Genomic DNA, 20,870 nt, shown 5'->3' with positions numbered 1-20,870 from the left:
GGGCTTCGGGGCCCTGGGGGCCTCGGCCGGGCAGGCGGGGCCGCGCCGCCGATTCCGCCTGCGAGCGCCCGGCCGCCCGAGCCCCGGCCCCAGGCGGCCGGCCGGGGCGGGTCGCGCTCAGGACGCCGGCCGGTCCGTGCGGGTCGCGCTCAGGACGCCGCGGCCAGAGCGGCCGCCAGGGCGCGGGGCGCTTCGGCCAGCGAGGGGCCGTACCAGGTGAGCATCCGCCCGTCGACCAGCGCCGCGGGCAGCGGGGCGAACGCCTCCGGGCCGTCGTCGGCGGTGAACCGGTACGGCTCGTCGGGCAGCACCACCAGATCGGCCCCGGCGGCGCGCAGCTCCTCCAGCGGGATGCGCGGATAGCGCTCGGCGTGGCCGGCGTACATCTGTCTGACGCCGAGCCGGGCCAGCAGGTCGCCGGCGAAGGTGTCCCGGCCGAGCACCATCCACGGGCGCCGCCAGATCGGGACGACGGCCGTGCGGGGCGCGGTCGGTGCGGGCAGGGCCGCCCAGGACGCCTCGGCCTCGTCCAGCCAGCGCGGCCGGGGGTCGAGGCCGCAGGCGGCTAGCACCCGCTCCAGCTCGCGGAACGCCTGGTCGAGGGTGCGGACCTCGGTGACCAGCACGGTGAGGCCGGCGGCCCGCAGGGCGTCCAGGTCGGCGGGGCGGTTCTCCTCCTCGTTGGCGATCACCAGGTCGGGGCGGAGCGCGGCGACGGCGGCCGGGTCCGGGTTCTTGGTGCCGCCGACGCGGGCCGCGTCCAGGCCGGGCGGGTGGGTGCACCAGTCGGTGGCGCCGACCAGCAGTCCGGGGGCGCCGGCGGCGACCGCCTCGGTGAGTGAGGGCACCAGGGAGACCACCCGGGGGCGGGCCGCCGGCATCAGCCGGCCGGGTCGAGGTGTTCGGTGACGGCGACGACCAGGACCCGGGTGGCCGGGTCGCCGGCCCGCCAGCGGTGGCGCACCCCGCCGGAGAGGTACAGGGTGTCGCCGCGCACCAGCCGGTAGGCGCGGCCCTCGGCCTCGACCTGGGCGCTGCCGTCGGCGACGTAGAGCAGGGCGTCGTTGCGGAGCACCAGTTCGCGGCCGCTGTCGTGGTCGCCGGTGAACTCCTCGGCGTGCATCTGGTGCTCGCCGCGCACCAGCGGGCGGGCGCCGGGCAGCCCGGCGTCCTCGGTGGCCCGGACCACGCCGACGGTACGCGCGGAGTCGGCGGCGTCGAGCAGTTCCACGGCGGTGGTGTCCAGGGCGGCGGCGACCCGCTGGAGCGAGCGCATGCTGGGGCGGGCGCGCTCGTTCTCCACCTGGCTCAGGAACGGCACCGACAGCCCGCTGCGCTCGGCTACCGCGGAAAGGGTGAGCGCGAGCGCTCTGCGCCTCCGGCGGACGACCACGCCCACCCGGAGCGTTTCCTTCTCGTCCATGTCCGTGTCTCCCTCCCTCTGCAACCACCTTACGCAGCGGCGGTACGCCCGAGTAGCGCAACGGGTGGGAATAGGGGGGCGCGGGTGCGTATTCGCCAAGTCGGCGCGGCGGGAAACAGCGGCCGGCAGGCGGGAGACACCGGTGGGCAACGGGGCGGGCAACCGGGCAACGGACGCGGGAGACCCCGGTTTCGCGGAGGCGGGCGGCTACAGCGGGGCCAGGGTGTCCGTGATCCCCGGGTTGCGGTCCATCCAGGTCTTCACGGCCTCCTCCTCGTGCCCGGCGCCCGCCTTCTGGATCTCGTTCTCCAGGCCGGCGAGCTGCTTGTCGCTCAGCTTGAAGTCCTTGAACCACTTGGTGAGCTGCGGGTACTGGCGGGGGAACTCCTCGGAGGCGACGGTGTGCAGCCGGTCGCCTCCGCCGAAGGTCTTCTTCGGGTCCTTCAGCTTGGTAAGCCCGTACTGGTCGTAGGCCCAGTGCGGGGTCCACAGCATGACCGCGACGGGTTCCTTCTTGGCGTACGCGCGCTTCAGCTCGGCCAGCATGCCGGGCGTGGAGCTGTCGACGACCTCGTACTCGCCGTCCAGGCCGTAGCCGGGCAGCACCTTCTTCTTCAGGATGTTCATGGTCTCGGTGCCGGGCTCGATGCCGACGATCCGGCCCTTGAACTGCCCGCCCTTGCCTTTGAGGTCGGCCAGCGAGTCGACGCCCTTGACGTAGTCCGGGACGGCGATCTCCAGCGAGGTGGGGCCGTACCAGGAGCCGAGGTCGTTGAGCTTGTCGCCGTAGGCGTCCCAGTAGCGCTTCTGGGTGGTGGGCAGCCAGCCGTCGAACTGCACGTCGATCTGGCCGCGGGAGAGCGCCGCGTACATCGGGCCGACCTCGAACTGCTGGAGGTTCATGGTGTAGCCGCGGCGTTCCAGGACGGCCTTCCACAGGTAGGTGGCGGCGATGTCCTCCTCCCAGGGGAACCACGCGACGTTCAGCGGGCGGGCGCGCTCGTCCTTACCGTCGGCGTTGCGGGAGGCGGCGGAGGCTCCACCGGGGGCCGGGGCCCACTTCTCGGCGAGGTCCGGGTGCTCGTCCAGCCAGGCGCGGACGGCCTCCTGCTCCTTGCCCTTGCCGGTCTCCTGGATCTCGGCTTCCAGACCGGTGAGCTGCTGCTCGGTCATCTTGAAGCCCTTGAGCCACGCGGTGACCTCGGGGTTGTCCTGGGCGAAGCCCTTGCGGGCCAGGGTGTGCACGCCGTCGCCCTCGCCCCAGGCGCCCTTGGGGTCCTCGAGCTTCTTCAGGTCGTAGGAGGAGTACGCCCAGTGCGGAGACCAGAGCGTGGTGACGATCGGCTCCTTCTTGGCGTAGGCGCGCTTCAGCTCGGCCAGCATGCCGGGCGTGGAGCCGTCGACGACCTTGTACTCACCCTCCAGGCCGTACTGCTTGAGGACCTTGTCCTTGAGCAGGCCCATCTCGCCGGCGCTGGGCTCGATGCCGACGATCCGGCCCTTGAACTGCCCGGCCCTGCCCTTGAGGTCGGCCAGCGAGTCGATCCCCTTCACGTACGAGGGGACGCTCAGCTCCAGGGAGGTGGGCCCGTACCAGGAGCCCAGGTCCTCCAGCTTGTCGCCGTACTTCTTCCAGTAGGTGGCGTGGGTGGTGGGCAGCCAGGAGTCGGTCTGCGCGTCGATCTGGCCGTTGGCCATGCCGGTGTACAGCGCGCCCGCCTCGTACTGCTGGGCGTCGACGTCGAAGCCGCGCCGCTCCAGCAGCTCCTTCCACAGGAAGGTGGAGGCGACGCCCTCGTCCCAGGGGATGTAGCCGAGGGTGACCTTGCGGCCTTGGCCGACGTCGTCGCCGCCGGCCGCGGTGGCGCTCTTGCCGGCGCCGCCGAAGAGGTTGAGGCCGCCGGCGACCAGGGCGAGCACGACGACGCCGGCGACGGCGACGACCGGGCGGGGCCGGTAGTGCCGGATCCTCAGCCCGCCGGCGGCCGCGCGGGCCTTGGCGGCGGCGCGGCGGCCCAGCGGGGAGACCTGGCGGCCGAGCCCGCCGGTGATCCGGTCCAGGTACATGGCGAGGATGACGATGGAGACGCCGGCCTCGAAGCCCAGGCCGATGTCGACGTTGCCGATGGCGCGGTAGACGGCGCCGCCGAGGCCGCCGCCGCCGACCATGCCGGCGATGACCACCATGGACAGGCCGAGCATGATCACCTGGTTGACACCGGCCATGATGGTCGGCAGCGCCAGCGGCAGCTGCACCCGCGTCAGGGTGTTGCGCGGGCTGGTGCCGAACGCCTCGGCGGCCTCGACGAGGTCGCCGTCGACCTGGCGGATGCCGAGTTCGGTCATCCGCACGCCGGGCGGCAGGGCGAAGATGATGGTGGCGATGATGCCGGGCACCACGCCGACGCCGAAGAAGATGATCCCGGGGATCAGGTACACCATCGCCGGCATGGTCTGCATGAAGTCCAGCACCGGCTTGGTCACCGCGCTGACCGCCCTGGAGCGGGACGCCCAGATGCCGAGCGGTACGGCGATGGCGAGGGTGACCACGGTGGCGACGAGCACCAGGCTGAGGGTCGACATGGCGTCGTTCCACAGCTCGATGGAGTCCACCAGGGCGAAGCCGGCGAAGGCGAGCACTCCGGCGGTCAGGCCGCGCAGCCACCAGGCGAGCACGGCCAGGATGCCGGCGAAGAGCAGCGGCTGGGGCGCGGTGAGGGCGGCGCTGATGCCGTCGTACATCCCGGTGACGACCGAGCTGACGGCGTCGAACAGCCAGGACAGGTGGGACTGGAGCCAGTCGACGGCGCCGTCGACCCACTCGCCGAGGGCGAGCCTAGGCATGCGCCGCCTCCTTCTCCGTGTTCTGCGAGGCGGTCTTCACCGCGGCCGGGCGGGCGGCGTCGCCGCAGGCGGCCGGCCGGCCCTGCGGCTCGTCGTCGCCGCCGACGAAGGCGACCAGCTTCTGCTGCGGCACGGTCCCGACAACGTTTCCCTCCGGGTCGCGCACGGCGACCGGATGCGGTACGCGGGCGCTGACCGCGCACAGCTCGGCGACCGTGGTGTCCGGGGCGACCGAGGGGCAGTCGCACTGCCCGGCGTCGGGGCGGTCGGGCGCGGTCATCACGGCGGAGGCGGTGAGCACCCGGGAGCGGTCCACGTCCTGGATGAAGGAGGCCACGTAGTCGCCCTCCGGGCGCAGCAGGATGTCCTCGGCGGAGCCGAGCTGGACGATCCGGCCGTCGCGCATCACGGCGATGCGGTCGCCCAGGCGCATGGCCTCGTTGAGGTCGTGGGTGATGAAGACGATGGTCTTCTTCAGCCGCTTCTGGAGCTCCAGCAGCTGGTCCTGCATGTCGCGGCGGATCAGCGGGTCGAGCGCGCTGAAGGACTCGTCCATCAGCAGCAGGTCGGCGTCGGTGGCGAGCGCGCGGGCGAGGCCGACGCGCTGCTGCATGCCGCCGGACAGCTCGTTCGGCCAGGAGGCGGCCCAGCCGCCGAGGCCGCACAGCTCCAGGGCCTCGGCGGCCCGCTGCTCGCGCTCGGCGCGCGGCACTCCCTGGACCTCCAGGCCGTAGGCCGCGTTCTCCAGCACGCTGCGGTGCGGGAAGAGCGCGAAGTGCTGGAAGACCATGCTGATCTTGGTGGCGCGGACCCGCCGCAGGTCGCGGGCGGGCAGCGAGGTGAGGTCGCGGCCGTCGAAGAGGACGCGTCCGGCGGTCGGCTCCAGCAGCCCGTTGAGCATGCGCAGCAGGGTGGACTTGCCCGAGCCGGACAGGCCCATCACCACGAAGATCTGGCCGGGCTCGACGGTGAAGGAGGCGTCGATGACCGCCGCCGTCGTCCCGTCGGCGCGCAGTTCGCCGCGGTCGGCGCCCGCTTCGAGGCGGCGTACCGCCTCGTCGGGCGCTCTGCCGAACACTTTGTACAGACCGTCGGCCTGGAGCCTGGACACATACACCTCTCGGGTCGCGATGTGACGGCCCGTCGCCCCGCTCGGCAGACCGTGGAGCGGGCGTTCGCATAGGTGGTGCACAGAAACGTCTTCGGCGGCACGTACCAGCGGAAACCTGGACATGGTCCGCTCCGACGCCGTGCCTGCCCCCTGGCATGCGGACCAAACGGAACTGTGATCCGGTTCACCTTTCACCGGTCGGGCGGGGCGGGCGGCTCCGGGGCGTTGTCAGCGCCGTACGGCATGATCGGTGCCATGACCGCAGACGCGCCCCGCCGCCTGATGCTGCTCGACACCGCCTCGCTGTACTTCCGCGCCTACTTCGGCGTGCCGGACTCCGTGCGCGCCCCGGACGGCTCGCCGGTCAACGCGGTGCGCGGGCTGCTGGACTTCATCGCCCGGCTGGTGCAGGACCACCGGCCGGACGACTTGGTGGCTTGCATGGACGCCGACTGGCGGCCGGCCTGGCGGGTGGAGCTGATCCCCTCCTACAAGGCGCACCGGGTCGCCGAGGAGACGGCGAGCGGGCCGGACGAGGAGCAGGTGCCCGACACCCTCTCCCCGCAGGTCCCGGTGATCGAGGCGGTGCTGGACGCGCTGGGCGTGGCCCGGGTCGGAGTCGCCGACTACGAGGCGGACGACGTGATCGGCACCCTGGCGGGCCGGGCGGCCGGCCCGGTGGACATCGTGACCGGCGACCGGGACCTGTACCAGCTGGTGGACGACGCCCGCGGGGTGCGGGTGCTCTACCCGCTCAAGGGCGTGGGCACCCTCCAGCTCACCGACGAGGAGTGGCTGCGCGGCAAGTACGGCGTGGACGGCCCCGGGTACGCGGCGCTGGCCACGCTGCGCGGCGACCCGAGCGACGGGCTGCCCGGAGTGCCGGGCATCGGCGAGAAGACGGCCGCGAAGCTGCTGGCCGAGTACGGGGACCTGGCCGGGATCATGGCCGCGGTGGACGACCCCCGCTCGAAGCTGACGCCCGCGCAGCGCCGCCGGCTGGACGAGTCGCGGGAGTACGTGGCGGTGGCGCCGAAGGTGGTGGAGGTGGCCGGGGACGTGCCGCTGCCCGCCTTCGATCCGGCGCTCCCGCACCGGCCGAAGGACCCGGCCGCGCTGGAGCGCCTGGCGGCCCGCTGGGGGCTGGGCGGCTCGCTGGAGCGGGTCCTGGCGGTGCTCGGCGGCTGATGCCGACCGGCGGCCGCCGCCCCGCCCCGCGTGCTAGCTTAGGCATACCTAAGTCACCTTGTACCCATCGGTACGCACCCATCGGCACGCGCCCGCCGGTGCGGACCGCCGGGTGAGGGCGTACGCCGATACGCACACACGCAGAGCGGAGAGCACCGTGGCGGAGCAGCCGGCCCGCAAGGCACCGACGGTCCACGAGGGCCGGGTGGTGCGCACCGAACGGATCACCCCGCACATGGTGCGCGTCGTCCTGGGCGGCGAGGGCCTGTCGGCGTTCGCGGCCGGGGAGTACACCGACACCTATGTGAAGCTGCTCTTCCCGGTCGAGGGAGTGGCGTATCCGGAGCCGTTCGACATGGGCCGCATCCGCGAGGAGTTCCCGCGCCACCAGTGGCCGGCGAACCGCACCTACACGGTCCGCTCCTGGGACGCGGCGCAGCGCGAGCTGGCGATCGACTTCGTGGTGCACGGCGACGAGGGCCTGGCCGGGCCCTGGGCGGCCCGCGCGCAGCCCGGCGACGCGATGTACCTGCTGGGCCCGGGCGGCGGCTACGCCCCCGACCCGGCGGCGGACTGGCACCTGCTGGTGGGCGACGAGAGTGCCCTGCCGGCCATCGCCGCCGCGCTGGAGGCGATGCCCGAGGGCGCAGTGGCGCACGCCTTCGTGGAGGTCGAGGGGGAGGCGGACGAGCAGAAGACCTCCGCGCCGGCCGGCGTCCAGGTGCGCTGGCTGCACCGGGCCGGGCGCCCGGTGGGCGAGGCCCTGCTGGAGGCGGTCACCACGCTGGACTTCCCTGCCGGCGACGTCCACGCCTTCGTCCACGGCGAGGCCGGTTTCGTGAAGGAGCTGCGCCGCCATCTGCGCCTGGAGCGGGGCATCGACCGCGACCGGCTGTCCATCTCCGGCTACTGGCGGCTCGGCCAGACCGACGAGGCCTGGCGCGAGGTCAAGCGCGCGTGGAACGAGCAGGTGGAGCGCGAGCAGGAGAACGACCCCACCCCCGCCTGACCTCCCCTCTCCCCCGGCCCGGCCGCCCGGCGCACCCCGCCCGGCGCCCGGGCCGCGTCCATGCCCACGGCCGCCGCGCGACCCGGCCGCGGCCCGTCCCGGCTGCCGAAGCACCCCTGAGCCACGGCACGGCCACGGCCCCGCCCCAAGTTCCGAAGCGCACTCGGGACGGGGCCGTGGCCAGGCGCGAAGGCCGGGGACGCCGGGCACCGCCCGCGGCCGGTGGCCGGGAGGGTCAGCTCACCGAGCTGTAGGCGACCACGCCGCGCAGAGTCGCCTCCACCGCCTTGCGGGCGTTCTTGGCGACCGTGCTGTCCTCGCGGGGCGCGGCCGCGGCGATCTGGCCGAGCACGTCGATGACCTGCTTGCACCAGCGGACGAAGTCACCGGCGGGCATCTCGGCCTCGCGCAGCACCTCGTCCAGCTCCTTGCCGGAGGCCCACTGGAAGGCGGCCCAGGCGAAGCCGAGGTCCGGTTCGCGCTGGCCGACGCCCTCGGCCTGGTTGATCCGGAAGTCCTCCTCCAGACCGTCCAGCCTGCCCCAGATGCGGACCATCTCGCCGAGCGCGGCCTTCACGCCGCCGGAGGGCACCTTGGGCGCCACCGCGTCGTCGGTCTGCCGCGACTCGTACACCAGGGCCGAGACGCAGGCGGCCAGCTCGGCGGGGCCGAGTCCCTCCCAGACCCGGGCCCGCAGGCACTCGCTGGCCAGCAGGTCCAGCTCGCCGTAGAGCCGGGCGAGCCGCTTGCCGTGCTCGGTGACCTCGTCCCCGCGCAGGTAGTCCAGCTCGGTGAGCAGCGCCACGATCCGGTCGAAGGTGCGGGCGATGGTGTTGGTGCGGCCCTCGATCCGCCGCTCCAGTTGCCGGGTGTCGCGCTGCAACCGGTGGTAGCGCTCGGCCCAGCGGGCGTGGTCCTCCCGGTCCGAGCAGCCGTGGCACGGGTGGGCCCGCAGCTCGGCGCGCAGCCGGCTGATCTCGCGGTCGTCGGCGGCCCCGGACCGCTGCTTGCGGTGCCGATCAGGGGTTATGTGCCCGGCCTTGGTGCGCAGCGCGGAGGCCAGGTCGCGGCGGGACTGCGGGGAGCGCGGGTTGAACGACTTGGGGATGCGCATCCGCTCCAGCGGCTCCACCGGCACCGGGAAGTCCATCGACGCCAGCCGCTTGACCTGCCGTTCGGCGGTGAGCACCAGCGGGCGCGGCCCGTCGTGATACTCGAAGCCGCCGCGGTGGCCGTTGGTCCGCCCGGCCGGCACGCCCGGGTCGAGGACGAGCGCGAGCCCGGCGAACTTGCCGGTGGGCACGTGGATGACGTCACCGGGCTTGAGCTTCTCCAGCGCGGTGGCGGCGGCGGCCCGGCGCTGGGCGGCGCCCTGCTTGGCCAGGTCGTTCTCCCGGTCCTTGAGGTCGCGGCGCAGCCGCGCGTACTCCTCGAAGTCCCCGAGGTGGCAGGTCATGCCCTCGCGGTAGCCGTCCAGGCCCTCTTCGTTGCGCTGGACCTGGCGGGAGATGCCGACGACCGAGCGGTCGGCCTGGAACTGCGCGAAGGAGGTCTCCAGCAGCTCCCGGGAGCGATGCCGGCCGAACTGGTCGACCAGATTGACCGCCATGTTGTACGACGGCTTGAAGCTGGAGCGCAGCGGATAGGTGCGGGTGCCGGCCAGCCCGGCGAGGTGGGCCGGGTCCATGCCGCGCTGCCAGAGCACCACCGCGTGGCCCTCGACGTCGATGCCGCGCCGCCCGGCCCGCCCGGTGAGCTGGGTGTACTCGCCGGGGGTGATGTCCGCGTGCTGCTCGCCGTTCCACTTGACGAGCTTCTCCAGCACGACGGTGCGGGCGGGCATGTTGATGCCGAGCGCCAGGGTCTCGGTGGCGAAGACCGCCTTGACCAGCCCGCGGACGAACAGCTCCTCGACGACCTCCTTGAAGGTCGGCAGCATGCCGGCGTGGTGGGCGGCGATGCCGCGCTCCAGCGCCTCCAGCCACTCGTAGTAGCCGAGGACGTGCAGGTCGCCCTGAGGGATGGAGGCGGTGCGCTCCTCGACGATCTCGCGGACCCGGCGGCGTCCCTCCTCGTCGTTGAGCCGCAGCCCGGCGTACAGGCACTGCTGGACGGCGGCCTCGCAGCCGGCCCGGCTGAAGATGAAGGTGATCGCGGGCAGCAGCCCGTCGGCGTCCAGGCGCTCGATGACCTCGGGGCGGCCCGGCGTCCAGATCCGCGAGCGCTGGCGGCGCTCCCGCTCCCGGCCGGCCTCCCGGCCGCGCCGGCCGCGGGTCAGCGGCCGGGTGTTCTCCATCCGGGCCAGCCGCACCAGGTCGGGGTTGACCTCGCGGCGGGACGAGCCGCGCCCGCCGTGGTCGGTCTCCTCCTCGAACAGGTCGTAGACCCGCCGGCCGGCCAGGACGTGCTGCCACAGCGGCACCGGGCGGCTCTCGGAGACGATGACCTCGGTGTCGCCGCGAACGGTGTCCAGCCAGTCGCCGAACTCCTCGGCGTTGGACACCGTCGCGGAGAGCGAGACCAGCGTCACCGACTCGGGCAGGTGGATGATCACCTCTTCCCACACGGCGCCGCGGAACCGGTCGGAGAGGTAGTGGACCTCGTCCATCACCACGTATCCCAGGCCGCTGAGCGCCTGCGAGCCGGCGTAGAGCATGTTGCGCAGCACCTCGGTGGTCATCACGACCACCGGCGCGTCCGCGTTGACGCTGTTGTCGCCGGTGAGCAGGCCGACCCTGCCGGGGCCGTACCGCTTGACCAGGTCGGCGTACTTCTGGTTCGACAGCGCCTTGATGGGCGTGGTGTAGAAGCACTTGCGGCCCTGCTCCAGGGCGAGGTGCACGGCGAACTCACCGACGATGGTCTTGCCCGAGCCGGTGGGGGCCGCGACCAGGACGCCCTTGCCGGCCTCCAGTGCCTGGCACGCCTCGATCTGGAACGGGTCCAGGCCGAAGTCGTACAGCTCGCGGAAGGGGGCGAGTGCCGTGCGCTGCTCCGCGGCGCGCAGCTTGGCCGCCGCGTACGCCTCCGCGGGTGAGAGTTCTTCAGTCATCTTGTCTTCGAGCCTACCCGCCGCCACTGACACTCAGCCGATCTTTGCCGGACCGGTGCGGGGACCCCCGGAAACGGCCGGGGCCGCGGGTGCGCACCGCCCGTGCGCTCCCGCGGCCCCGCCGCGCGATGTTCGTTCCCGCTGCTCAGGTGACGTCGTCGTAGCCGTTCAGCCGGTGGGCGCGGGCGCCGTCGGACTGCTCCGGCAGCGCCGGCACGGACGAGGTGCGCTCCACGGCCCCGATCGGCTCGGGGGTGAGGTCCAGTGCGGACGCCTCGTCGTCGGACAGTTCGGCGTCCGCGTCCCTGCGCGCCCGGCGCCGGTCGTTGAAGAGGGAGAAGCCGACCGCGACGAAGTACAGGATGATGATCGGCACCGCGAGCGCCAGCATGCCCAGCGGGTCGGTGGAGGGGGTGGCGATGGCGCCGAAGACGAAGATGCCCATCACCACGCCGCGCCACCAGCCGGCCATCCGGCGCCCGGTGACCACGCCGGCCACGTTCAGGGTGATCAGCAGCAGCGGCAGCTCGAAGGCGAGGCCGAAGACCAGCACCATCCGGGTGGCGAAGTCCAGGACGTCGTCGAGGGAGAGGAAGTTGGAGGCGACCTCGGGGGTGATGCTGATCAGCACGCTGATGCTGACCGGCATGACGAGATAGGCCAGGTAGGCGCCGGCCAGGAACAGCGGGGCGGCCGCGGCGGCGAAGTAGTACGCGTACTTCTTCTCGTGCCGGTGCAGTCCGGGCGCGACGAACGCCCAGAGCTGGTAGAGCCAGACCGGCGCGGAGCCGATGACGCCGGCGAGCAGCACGACCTTGACCGTGGAGGTGAAGGGGGACAGCACCGTCTGGTAGGCGAGCACCGCGCACCGGCCGCCGGTGTTGTCAGCGATCGAGGTGCCCTCGGGACACTTGGGCACGGGGGCGGCGAGGAAGTCCATGAGCTGCTGGCTGTAGAAGGCGGCCACCACGGACACCATCGTGATCGCCAGCACGGCCTTCGCCAGCCGGTTGCGCAGCTCGCGCAGGTGCTCCCCGAGCGGCATCCGCCCCTCGGGGTCCTTCTCCCTCTTCGTGCGGGCAGGCTTGGGCAACCCACGTCCTCATCTCGTGCGGCGGACCGAGTGCGGGACCCGGCCCAGGTCAGCGCTGGGTGGTGTCCGACGGCTCGGCGACCGGGCGGGCGGAGGTGGTGTCGCCGGGCGCGGCCTTGATGGTGCGCTGGCCGACCTGGTCGGCCGGCGGGTCGGCGGGGGCGGACTGCTGCTGGCCGCCCTCCGACTTCATCGCCTTGGCCTCGCTCTTGAGGATGCGGGCGGACTTGCCGAGCGAGCGCGCCATCTCGGGCAGCTTCTTCGCACCGAAGAGGAGCACGACGACGAGCAGGATCAGGATGATCTCGGTGGGGCCGATCTGTCGGAACATATGCGTGTCTACCTTCTCACCGAGGCGGCGTGGGGCGGGCGGTCGGCCCGGATCCGGACGGTCGTCCGAACACCGGCCGCCAGCGATCGTAACGCGGACGGGTAAACGCCGGGCAATCCCCATGCGTCCTGCGCGTACCGCGGCGGACCGCGCGCACCCCCTGGAAGCGAGCGTTCGCTTCGCAGCGTACTCCGGCCCGCCCCCGCCCGGGAGGGCGCTCACGGGCCGGGGCCCTACCGCAGGGCGTCGCCGGTGCGGGCGGCGTCGGCGGCGGCGCGCTCCAGTTCCTCGGCGGCGCGGTTGATACGGGAGGTGCTGTGCGCGACCTGGCGGCCGAGGCGCTCGGCCTCGGTGAACACGCGGATGCCGAGGACGCCGAGGACGGCGATGCCGGCGAAGCCGAGGGCGATGGCGAGCATGGGCCAGAACATGCGCTGAGCCTAGCGGGGGCCGGGGACCGGGCGGAGCTGGGCGTTCTGCCCGGTGTGCAGGCGCAGGGTGCGCACCCCGCCGCCGGTGAGCAGTTCCACGATCCGCCGCCCGGCCGGCTTGCGGACCGCGCCGGCGCACCGGGGGCAGGTGAAGGCGTAGAAGGTGGTGCGCGCGCTGGCGCCGATGACCAGGCGCAGCGAGGCGGCGGGGAGTTCGCACCGGGTCCGGCAGTCGGGGCAGGCGGCCTTGAAGCGCGCGGGCACGGCGGTGCGCGGGGCTCCGGCGGCGGGGGGCGGCGTCATCGTCCTCTCCTCCTTCGAGCGTCCTGGGGGCAGGGCTGCGGCGTTCTTCGAGTGCTTCTGCGGGGGTACGGAGCCGGGGGCCGGCCGGTCAGGCGCGGGCGGCGGCGTCCTGGTAGGCGGCCAGTGCCTCGGCGGCGGCGCGGCGGGCGCTGTCGGCCAGTTCGGGCGGGGCGACGATGCGGCCCTCCGCGCCGAGCCGCAGCGCGAGCCGGCGCAGCGAGGCCGGGTCCGGGGTGCGCAGGGTGATCCGCAGTCCGCCGTCGGGCAGCTCGTCGGCGCTGTCGTGCGGGTAGTACTCGGCGACCCAGCGGCCGCCGGGGCCCACCTCGATGACCACCTCGGGGTCGTCCGCGGAGGGTTGCACGAGGTTCTCGGAGAGGTCGCGCAGTTCGATCTCCGGCGGTTCGGAGGGTGCGTCGAGGAGGCGGATCTCGGCGACCCGGTCGAGGCGGAAGGTGCGCCGGGCCTCGGTGCGCCGGCACCAGGCCTCCATGTAGGTGTGGCCGACGGCGAACAGCCGGATCGGGTCGACCTCGCGCTCGGTCAGCTCGTCGCGGGCGGGCGAGTAGTAGCGCAGCCAGAGGCGGCGGCGTTCGGAGATGGCCCGGTCGACGTCGGCGAAGACGCCGCCCTCGGACTCGAAGGTGACCGAGAGCCGGGAGCTGGCGCCGGCCGCCTCGCCGGCCGCGGCCTCCAGCTTGGCGGTGGCGCGCAGCAGCGCCTCGCGGTCGCCTTCGCGCAGTCCGGGCAGGGTGGCGACGGCGCGGGCGGCGACCAGCAGGGCGGTCGCCTCGTCGGCGGCGAGCCGCAGCGGGGCGGCGACGTCGTCGGGGTTGTGCCACCAGATGCGGTCGCCGTCGGTGTCGATGTCGAGCAGGTCGCCGCCGCGGAAGCTGGTGCCGCACATGGGCAGCACGTCGAGGTCGGAGATGAGTTCGTCCTCGGTGATGCCGAAGGCCCGGGCGACGTCGGCGACGTGCGCGCCGGGGCGCTCTCGCAGATAGGTCACCAGGGAGAGCATCCGCCGGGTCTGGTCGATGGCGTTGGCGGCCATGGTCGCTGGGTCCGTCCTCTTCAGTCCTTGGCCACGGCGCGCAGCCGGTCCACCACGTCGGCCCGCAGGTCGGCGGGTTCCAGTACGACGACGTCCGGGCCGAATTCGGCGAGCCAGGCGTCGAGGCCGTGCCCGTACGGGATCTCCAGCTCGTCCCAGCCGTCGCCCAGCTCGCTGACGGCGAGCGCGCGGGCGCGCAGCGGGTAGCCGCAGCCGCTGCGCAGTTTGATGTACGCGGAGCGGGTGGCGGTCTCGCCGGCCCAGCTCTCCACGGTGTCGCGGACGGTGGAGGCGTCGGGCACGGGGGCGGTGAAGGCGCCCGCGCGGGAGCGCACCCGGCCGGTGATCCGGGAGAGCCGGAAGACGCGTTCGGCGGCGCGTTCGCGGTCCCAGCCGGCCAGGTACCAGTGGCCGCGCCAGCATTCCAGGGTCCACGGCTCGACCTGCCGGGTCTCGGCCTGGGCGGAGTTGCCCTTGCGGTACTCGAAGGCGACCGGGCGGCGGTCTCGGCAGGCGAGCATCAGCGGTTCGAAGGCGGCCTCGTGGACCGGGATGCGGGGTTCGAGGGCGCTGTGCGGCAGGTCGTAGGCGTCCTCGGTCTCGGGCATGCCGGCGGCGCGGAGCTTCTGCAGGGCGCCGCTGGCGGCGCCGGCGAGCCGGGCCTGCTGCCAGACCTTGGCGGCCAGGCCGAGGGCGGCGGCCTCCTCGGCGTCGAGCTGGACGGGCGGGAGGCGGTTGGAGTCGCGGCGGGCGAGGTAGCCGGTGTCGCCGTCGAGGCTCTCCACGGTCTCGATGACCAGGCCGAGTTCGCGCAGGTCGTCCTTGTCGCGCTCGAACATCCGGTTGAAGGAGTCGTCGGAGCCGGCTTCCAGGTAGGCCTCGATCGAGCCGCGCAGTTCGCGCTTGCTGAGCGGGCGCCGGGTGCCGAGCAGGCACAGCGCCAGGTTCATCAGCCGCTCGGCCTTGGCAATCGCCATCGACGCCCCGCACCCCTTCGCCGGTGTTCCGCCCGGGTGGCCGTCCGGTTCGTGCGCCGGTCGCCCGCCCGCCGGGCCGGATCACCCGAAGTCATGTTTCCCGCTCAACGTACCGCCCCGGGGTGTCGGGGTGAAAGCCGAGGGCCCCTGCCGTGCGGCGGGGGCCCTCGGGGGGTGCGTTTCCGGCCGGACACCGCTCGGGTCCGGCCGCGGCCGGTCGAACCCGCGCCCGTTGCCCGTACGCGCGTACGGGCAACGGGCGCGGGCAACGGGCGACGGGCAACGGGCGTGCGCGACGCCCGCGGTCCGGGTCCGGCCGGGTCCGGTCAGACCGCGACCAGGTCGCAGACGAAGATCAGCGTCTCGCCGGGGGCGATGCGCGCACCGGCGCCGCGGTCGCCGTAGGCCAGGTGCGCGGGGATGACGAGCTGGCGGCGGCCGCCGACCTTCATGCCCTGCACACCCTGGTCCCAGCCCGCGATGACCTGGCCGACGCCGAGCTGGAACTGCAGCGGGGTGCCGCGGTTCCACGAGGAGTCGAACTCCTCACCGGTGGAGAAGGCCACGCCCACGTAGTGGACCTTGACCATGTCCCCGGCCTTGGCCACGGGGCCGTCGCCCTCCCAGATGTCCTTGATCTCCAGGTCCTTGGGCGGCTCGCCGCCCGGGAAGTCGACCTCGGGCTTCTCGATGCTCACGGAAAAAGCGCTCCTTGCAGTGTGACTGACCGATCAACCGGGACAGTCTTACATCCTGGCCAGGATGTCGAGCGAGAAGACCAGGGTGGAGTTGGCCGGGATGTCCCCCGACGCCTTGTCGCCGTAGCCCAGGTCCGGCGGGACGACCAGCATGACGCGGCTGCCGACCTTCTTGCCGGCCAGGCCCTGCTGCCACCCCTTGATGAGGTTCTGCAACGGGAACTGGGCCAGTTCGCCGGTCTTGTAGCTGGAGTCGAACTCCTTGCCGCCGTCCCACAGCACGCCCTTGTACTGGAGCAGCAGCTTGTCGGTGGGCTTGACCGCCTCGCCGTCGCCCTCCAGGACGTACTCGGCGACCAGTTCCTTGGGCGCGGCGCCCTTGGGGACGGTGATGGAGGGGGCCTTGCCGTCGGTGTTCGCGCCGACCTTGGGCAGCGCCTTGTCGTCCTGCGGCACGGCCTTGCCCTTGGCGGAGCTCTTGCCGTTGAAGGCGCCGAGCAGGTCGACCACGAAGACCAGGGTGTCGGTGCCCTTGATGCCGGCCTGCGGGTTGCCCTGGGTGCCGTAGCCGAGGGCCGGCGGGATGGCCAGCTCGACGCGGCTGCCGATCCGCTTGCCGGGCAGCGCCTGGTCCCAGCCGGGGATGAGCTGGCCGACGCCGATCGGCATGGTCAGCGGCACCCCGCGGTCGTACGAGTTGTCGAAGACCTTCGCGGTGTCCCAGACCTGGCCGAGGTAGTCGAACTGAAGGACGTCGCCCTTGGCGACCCGCTGGCCGCTGCCCTCGATGAGCGTCTTGACCGCGAGGTCCGCCGACGGCTTGCCCGGCCCCTTGGCGACGGTCGGCTTCTCGCCGAACTTGGCGCCGGAGGTGACGTCGGGCAGCGGGCCGTCCACCGTCTTCGCCGACTCCTTCGGCGCGGGCGCGGACGGGCTGCTGTCGCCGGTCTCGGCCTTGTCGGACGAGCCGTCGCCGCAGCCGGCGAGGGCGAGCAGGCCGGCGGGGGCGGCGAGGAGGAGGGAGCGACGTCGCACGGGGTGCCTCGTAATCTGGTCGGGGTCGAGTGGACGAGGGGATGTCGCGCAACTGTACTGACTCGGGCGCTCCGGATCTCCCCCCGACTCCGCCGGTCCCGCCCCGGCCGGATCTCCATGGCCGAAATCATGCGGTGCCCCGCCGTTCTCCCTGCTCGGCGGCGGCCCCGTCGCCGGGACGCCCCGGGCGCTGCCGCCGCCCCGGCCCCTTTCGCGGTTCCGGTACGCCGAGGGGCCGCCCGGGGAGTGTCCCGGGCGGCCCCTCGTACGACCGCGGGCGGTGGCCTGATTCCGGCCGCCGCCCGCCCGCCGTCACATGCCGGCGATGAGCTTCTCCACCCGGTCGTCCACCGACCGGAAGGGGTCCTTGCACAGCACGGTGCGCTGCGCCTGGTCGTTGAGCTTGAGGTGCACCCAGTCGACGGTGAAGTCGCGGCGCTGCTCCTGGGCGCGGCGGATGAAGTCGCCGCGCAGCCGGGCCCGGGTGGTCTGCGGGGGCACCGACTTGCCCTCGAAGATCTTCAGGTCGTCGCAGATCCGGGCGGCCTGGCCCTTGCGCTCCAGCAGGTAGTACAGGCCCCGGCGGCGGTGGATGTCGTGGTAGGCGAGGTCTATCTGGGCGACCCGCGGGTTCGACATGGTCATGTTGTGCTTGGCGCGGTAGCGCTCCAGCAGCTTGTACTTCATGACCCAGTCGATCTCGGTGCCGATCCGGTCGAGGTCCTCCTCCTCGATGGCGTCCAGGGTGCGGCCCCACAGCTCCAGGACCTGGGCGACGGTGCCGGTGCGGATGCCGCGCCGGTCGACGAAGTCGGCGGCCTTCTCGTAGTACTCGCGCTGCACCTCCAGCGCGGAGGCCTCGCGTCCGCTGGCCAGGCGCACCTTGCGGCGGCCGGTGGTGTCGTGGCTGACCTCGCGGATGGCCCGGATCGGGTTCTCCAGGGTGAGGTCGCGCATGACGGTGCCCGCCTCGATCATGCGCAGCACCAGGTCGGTGGCGCCGACCTTGAGCAGCATGGTCGTCTCGGACATGTTGGAGTCGCCCACGATGACGTGCAGCCGGCGGTAGCGCTCGGCGTCGGCGTGCGGTTCGTCGCGGGTGTTGATGATGGGGCGGGAGCGGGTGGTGGCGGAGCTGACGCCCTCCCAGATGTGCTCCGCGCGCTGGCTGACGCAGTAGACGGCGCCGCGCGGGGTCTGGAGCACCTTGCCCGCGCCGCACAGCAGCTGCCGGGTGACGAGGAAGGGGATCAGGATGTCCGCGAGGCGGGAGAACTCGCCGTGCCGGGCGACGAGGTAGTTCTCGTGGCAGCCGTAGGAGTTGCCGGCCGAGTCGGTGTTGTTCTTGAAGAGGTAGACGTCGCCCGCGATGCCCTCCTCGTGCAGGCGGCGTTCGGCGTCGACGAGCAGTCCTTCGAGAATGCGCTCGCCGGCCTTGTCGTGGGTGACGAGTTCGGTCACGTTGTCGCATTCGGGAGTGGCGTATTCCGGATGCGAGCCGACGTCCAGGTAGAGGCGGGCGCCGTTGCGCAGGAAGACGTTGCTGCTGCGGCCCCATGACACGACACGGCGGAAGAGGTAGCGCGCCACTTCGTCAGGAGACAGTCGGCGCTGTCCCCTGAACGTGCACGTGACGCCGTACTCGTTCTCCAGCCCGAAAATGCGGCGGTCCATGACTAGACATTACGCCTGATGGCGTTCGCTGAAACCGGGTTCGACGGCACCGATTCGATCATTTTCCGCAGCGGCTCCATCGGGAACGGCCACGACGGTGGCGGAGGCGGCGGGTGCGGCGAGTACCCGGACGGTCGCGAGGAGTACCAGCAGGGCGGCGAACCCGCCGGCGCCCGCGACGGCGAACCCGGCCGGAGTGCCGGACCACTCGACCATCGGCCCGGCGGCGGCCGACCCGCCGGCGGCGCCCACCCCGAAGGTGGTGACCAGCCAGGAGAAGGCCTCGGTGACCGTGCCGCGCGGGGCCTGCCGGTCCACCACCACGAAGGCGCAGGCCAGCACCGGCGCCAGGAACACGCCGGACAGGGCGGCCAGCGCGGTCATCGCCGCGGTGCCCGGGGTGAGCACCAGCGGCAGGTAGCAGACCGCCAGCAGGGCGACCAGCACCAGCAGCCGCCGCTCGGCCGACCCGGCCCACTGGCGCGCCCCGTAGAGCGTGCCGCCCACCAGCGCGCCCAGGCCCAGGGCCGCCATCAGCCAGCCGTACACGGCCTCCCGGCCCGCGTCCTCCGCGTAGGCGTAGGCGGCGACCGTGATGGAGCCGAGGGCCAGGCCCACGAAGAAGAACGAGCCGAGCAGGGCGAGCAGGCCCGGCGAGCGCAGCGCCCCGAGCCAGTGCGCCTCGCGCGGCGCGCTGCGCCAGGCGCGGGAGGGCTTGGCGACGACCACGGAGAGCGCGCCGAGCACACCGAGGGCGTTGACCACCAGCAGGGCGGCGGCCGGCGACCAGAGCGCCACCAGCAAGGTGATCAGCAGCGGGCCGACGGTGAACATGATCTCCTGGGCGACCGCGTCCAGCGCGTACGCCCGGTGGACCTGGTCCTGGCGGGGCAGCACGCTCGGCCACAGGGCCCGCAGGCCGCCCTCCAGCGGCGGGGTGAACAGTCCGGCGACGGCGACCCCGGCGTAGGCGAGCGGCAGCGGGTCGATGCCGCTGGCGACCAGCAGGACCATGCCGAGGGCGGAGACCACGACGGCGGGCAGCTGCACGCGCGGCTGCCCGTACAGGTCGACGGCGCGGCCGAGCAGGGGTTGCCCGATGGCGTTGCCCAGCCCGTAGACCGCCGACAGCCCCGCGGCCAGCGTGTAGCTGCCACCCTCGGCGCGGGTGAACACCATGATGGCGATCGGCCCCGTGCCGTTGGGCAGCCGCCCGACGAGGGTGCCGACCAGCAGCCGCAGCGCGTGCGGCGCCCTGAGCAGTTCGCCGTACCCGCCGCCCGCGCCGGCCATATCTGTCGCCCCTCTCCCCCGGACCACTCCGGAGCCCACCCGGGCATCCCGGAGTTTTACGTATAACGGCACCACCATACGTACCATGTCGGCATCCCTGCGGTCCATCCCGGCACCGCGGTCCAAGGCGCCCCGGAGCACCTCGCGCCCGTGGACCGGCCACCGCCCCGACCGCCCGCCCGACCAGCCCACCAGCGCGGAGGCCACGTGCCCCACTCCCCGGCGTCCCCCGACCCGGCAGCCCGAGGCCCCCGGAACGGCGCGAACACCGCGAACGGCGGCCCGGGCGGCCGGTCCCAGCCGACCAGCCGCGACGTGGCCCGGGCCGCCGGGGTGTCCCAGGCGACGGTCTCCCTGGTCCTCGGCGACAAGTGGCGCGGACGGGTCTCCGAGCGCACCGCCGCCCTGGTCCGGGCCGCCGCGACCGAGCTGGGCTACCGCCCCAACCAGGCCGCGCGCAGCCTGCGCCTGGGCCGCACCCGTACCGCCCTGCTGGTGGTCCCCGCGTTGACCAGCGAGTTCTTCGCCCGCGTCTACACCGGGGCGGCCGCGGTGGCCCAGCGGCACGACTTCGGCGTGGTGCTCTACCCCTCCCCCGAGGGCGTCGGCCCGGCCCGTGACCCGTTCGCCTCGGCGCGCGCCTCGCTGGACGGGGTGATCGCCTCCTCGATGGCGGCCGGGGCGCTGCGGGTGATCCGGGGCACCGACCTGCCGCTGGTGATGCTGGACAGCGACCCGGCCGACCCGGACGCGGCGGCCTGCGTGAACCTGGACATCGCCGACGGCGTGCACCAGGTCGCCGCCCATCTGCTGGGCCTGGGCCACCGGCGCTTCCTGCACCTGTCCTCGGCCGTGCCGTCCTGGACGTTCGAGGAGCGCGCCCGGCGGCTGGCCGCGCGGTTGGAGGCCGTGCCCGGGGTCTCCCTGCGCACCGCGTCCGCCCCGCTGGACGTCACGGCGGCGCTGGCGGCCGCCGAGCGCGCGCTGTCCGCCCCCGGCCCCCGGCCCACCGCCCTGGTCTGCGACGACGACATCATGGCGGCGGGCGCCTGCAAGGCGGTGCGCCGGCTGGGGCTGCGCGTGCCGGAGGACGTGTCCGTCACCGGCTTCGACGACCTGGCCCTGGCCTCGGCGGTGGAACCGGAGCTGACCACGGTCTCGCTGCCCGCCGAACGGGTCGGCGAGCGCGGCATGGAGGCGCTGCTGGCCGTCCTGTCGGGCGACGCCCCGGCCGGCGGCGACCTCCCCGTCAGCCTGGTCCCCCGCGGCTCCACCGGTCCCGCGCCCGCCGAGGGCTGAGTCACCCCGCCCCCGACGCCGCCGCCCCCGGTCCGCGCGAGTGGCGGGCCGGGGG

At 73.4% G+C, this 20,870-nt stretch carries 18 protein-coding genes; 3 read left to right on the top strand and 15 right to left on the bottom strand.

Features of this window, described 5'->3' with window-relative positions:
• Positions 1–149: 149 nt before the first annotated feature.
• From C6N75_RS15135 to C6N75_RS15120, 4 genes are all read right to left on the bottom strand, one after another.
• On the bottom strand, positions 150–881 hold the full coding sequence (locus tag C6N75_RS15135; protein ID WP_105869425.1) for a helical backbone metal receptor: 732 nt from the start codon (positions 879–881) through the stop codon (positions 150–152).
• Positions 881–1,423 carry a helix-turn-helix domain-containing protein gene (locus C6N75_RS15130; protein WP_105869424.1) on the bottom strand — a complete coding sequence of 181 codons (543 nt, stop codon included), beginning with the start codon at positions 1,421–1,423 and terminating at the stop codon, positions 881–883. Before C6N75_RS15130 ends, C6N75_RS15135 begins: the two co-directional genes overlap by 1 nt.
• A gap of 207 nt (positions 1,424–1,630) precedes the next feature.
• The gene (locus C6N75_RS15125; RefSeq protein WP_105869423.1) at positions 1,631–4,267 is read right to left on the bottom strand and encodes an ABC transporter permease/substrate binding protein; all 2,637 of its coding nucleotides are present in this window, start codon (positions 4,265–4,267) and stop codon (positions 1,631–1,633) included.
• Positions 4,260–5,378 carry a quaternary amine ABC transporter ATP-binding protein gene (locus tag C6N75_RS15120; protein WP_258177424.1) on the bottom strand — a complete coding sequence of 373 codons (1,119 nt, stop codon included), beginning with the start codon at positions 5,376–5,378 and terminating at the stop codon, positions 4,260–4,262. Before C6N75_RS15120 ends, C6N75_RS15125 begins: the two co-directional genes overlap by 8 nt.
• Before the next feature lie 255 nt (positions 5,379–5,633).
• Between C6N75_RS15120 and C6N75_RS15115 the strand changes: the two genes are divergently transcribed.
• On the top strand, positions 5,634–6,566 hold the full coding sequence (locus C6N75_RS15115; RefSeq protein WP_407703223.1) for a 5'-3' exonuclease: 933 nt from the start codon (positions 5,634–5,636) through the stop codon (positions 6,564–6,566).
• Positions 6,567–6,723: 157 nt separating this feature from the next.
• Complete coding sequence (locus tag C6N75_RS15110; protein WP_105869422.1) at positions 6,724–7,575, top strand: siderophore-interacting protein; 852 nt, start codon at positions 6,724–6,726, stop codon at positions 7,573–7,575.
• A gap of 235 nt (positions 7,576–7,810) precedes the next feature.
• Here C6N75_RS15110 and C6N75_RS15105 read toward each other — a convergent pair whose 3' ends face one another.
• The 11 genes from C6N75_RS15105 to C6N75_RS15055 form a co-directional block, all read right to left on the bottom strand.
• Positions 7,811–10,627, bottom strand: coding sequence for a DEAD/DEAH box helicase (locus tag C6N75_RS15105; RefSeq protein WP_105869421.1), 2,817 nt, complete (start codon positions 10,625–10,627; stop codon positions 7,811–7,813).
• Between the two features lie 145 nt (positions 10,628–10,772).
• Positions 10,773–11,672 carry a twin-arginine translocase subunit TatC gene (gene tatC / locus C6N75_RS15100; RefSeq protein ID WP_105869420.1) on the bottom strand — a complete coding sequence of 300 codons (900 nt, stop codon included), beginning with the start codon at positions 11,670–11,672 and terminating at the stop codon, positions 10,773–10,775.
• A 97-nt stretch (positions 11,673–11,769) separates the two neighbouring features.
• The gene (gene tatA / locus C6N75_RS15095; RefSeq protein WP_105869419.1) at positions 11,770–12,051 is read right to left on the bottom strand and encodes a Sec-independent protein translocase subunit TatA; all 282 of its coding nucleotides are present in this window, start codon (positions 12,049–12,051) and stop codon (positions 11,770–11,772) included.
• Between the two features lie 233 nt (positions 12,052–12,284).
• Complete coding sequence (locus C6N75_RS15090) at positions 12,285–12,482, bottom strand: hypothetical protein (RefSeq protein ID WP_105869418.1); 198 nt, start codon at positions 12,480–12,482, stop codon at positions 12,285–12,287.
• Between the two features lie 9 nt (positions 12,483–12,491).
• Positions 12,492–12,785 (bottom strand): hypothetical protein, encoded by a 294-nt coding sequence (locus C6N75_RS15085; RefSeq protein WP_105869417.1) that lies wholly within the window; start codon positions 12,783–12,785, stop codon positions 12,492–12,494.
• A gap of 88 nt (positions 12,786–12,873) precedes the next feature.
• Positions 12,874–13,839, bottom strand: coding sequence for a helix-turn-helix transcriptional regulator (locus tag C6N75_RS15080; protein WP_105869416.1), 966 nt, complete (start codon positions 13,837–13,839; stop codon positions 12,874–12,876).
• A gap of 20 nt (positions 13,840–13,859) precedes the next feature.
• A complete protein-coding gene (locus C6N75_RS15075; RefSeq protein WP_105869415.1) occupies positions 13,860–14,816 on the bottom strand; it encodes a helix-turn-helix transcriptional regulator in 957 nt (318 codons plus the stop codon).
• Between the two features lie 326 nt (positions 14,817–15,142).
• Positions 15,143–15,514 carry an FKBP-type peptidyl-prolyl cis-trans isomerase gene (locus C6N75_RS15070; protein ID WP_105869414.1) on the bottom strand — a complete coding sequence of 124 codons (372 nt, stop codon included), beginning with the start codon at positions 15,512–15,514 and terminating at the stop codon, positions 15,143–15,145.
• 48 nt (positions 15,515–15,562) lie between these two features.
• The gene (locus C6N75_RS15065; protein ID WP_105869413.1) at positions 15,563–16,549 is read right to left on the bottom strand and encodes an FKBP-type peptidyl-prolyl cis-trans isomerase; all 987 of its coding nucleotides are present in this window, start codon (positions 16,547–16,549) and stop codon (positions 15,563–15,565) included.
• 312 nt (positions 16,550–16,861) lie between these two features.
• Entirely contained in the window at positions 16,862–18,223 is a 1,362-nt protein-coding gene (gene pafA, locus C6N75_RS15060; protein WP_105869412.1) for a Pup--protein ligase, read from the bottom strand.
• A gap of 9 nt (positions 18,224–18,232) precedes the next feature.
• Positions 18,233–19,516, bottom strand: a complete 1,284-nt coding sequence (locus C6N75_RS15055; RefSeq protein ID WP_105869411.1) for an MFS transporter — start codon at positions 19,514–19,516, stop codon at positions 18,233–18,235.
• A gap of 315 nt (positions 19,517–19,831) precedes the next feature.
• On the opposite strand from C6N75_RS15055, the gene C6N75_RS15050 reads away from it, so the two are divergent.
• The gene (locus C6N75_RS15050; RefSeq protein ID WP_256104722.1) at positions 19,832–20,815 is read left to right on the top strand and encodes a LacI family DNA-binding transcriptional regulator; all 984 of its coding nucleotides are present in this window, start codon (positions 19,832–19,834) and stop codon (positions 20,813–20,815) included.
• Positions 20,816–20,870 lie beyond the last annotated feature (55 nt).

The organism is Streptomyces solincola (assembly GCF_002982015.1).
GTDB lineage: Bacteria > Actinomycetota > Actinomycetes > Streptomycetales > Streptomycetaceae > Streptomyces > Streptomyces solincola.
Note: the sequence above shows the minus strand (reverse complement) of the source record. Positions and strands in the feature narration are given on the sequence as shown.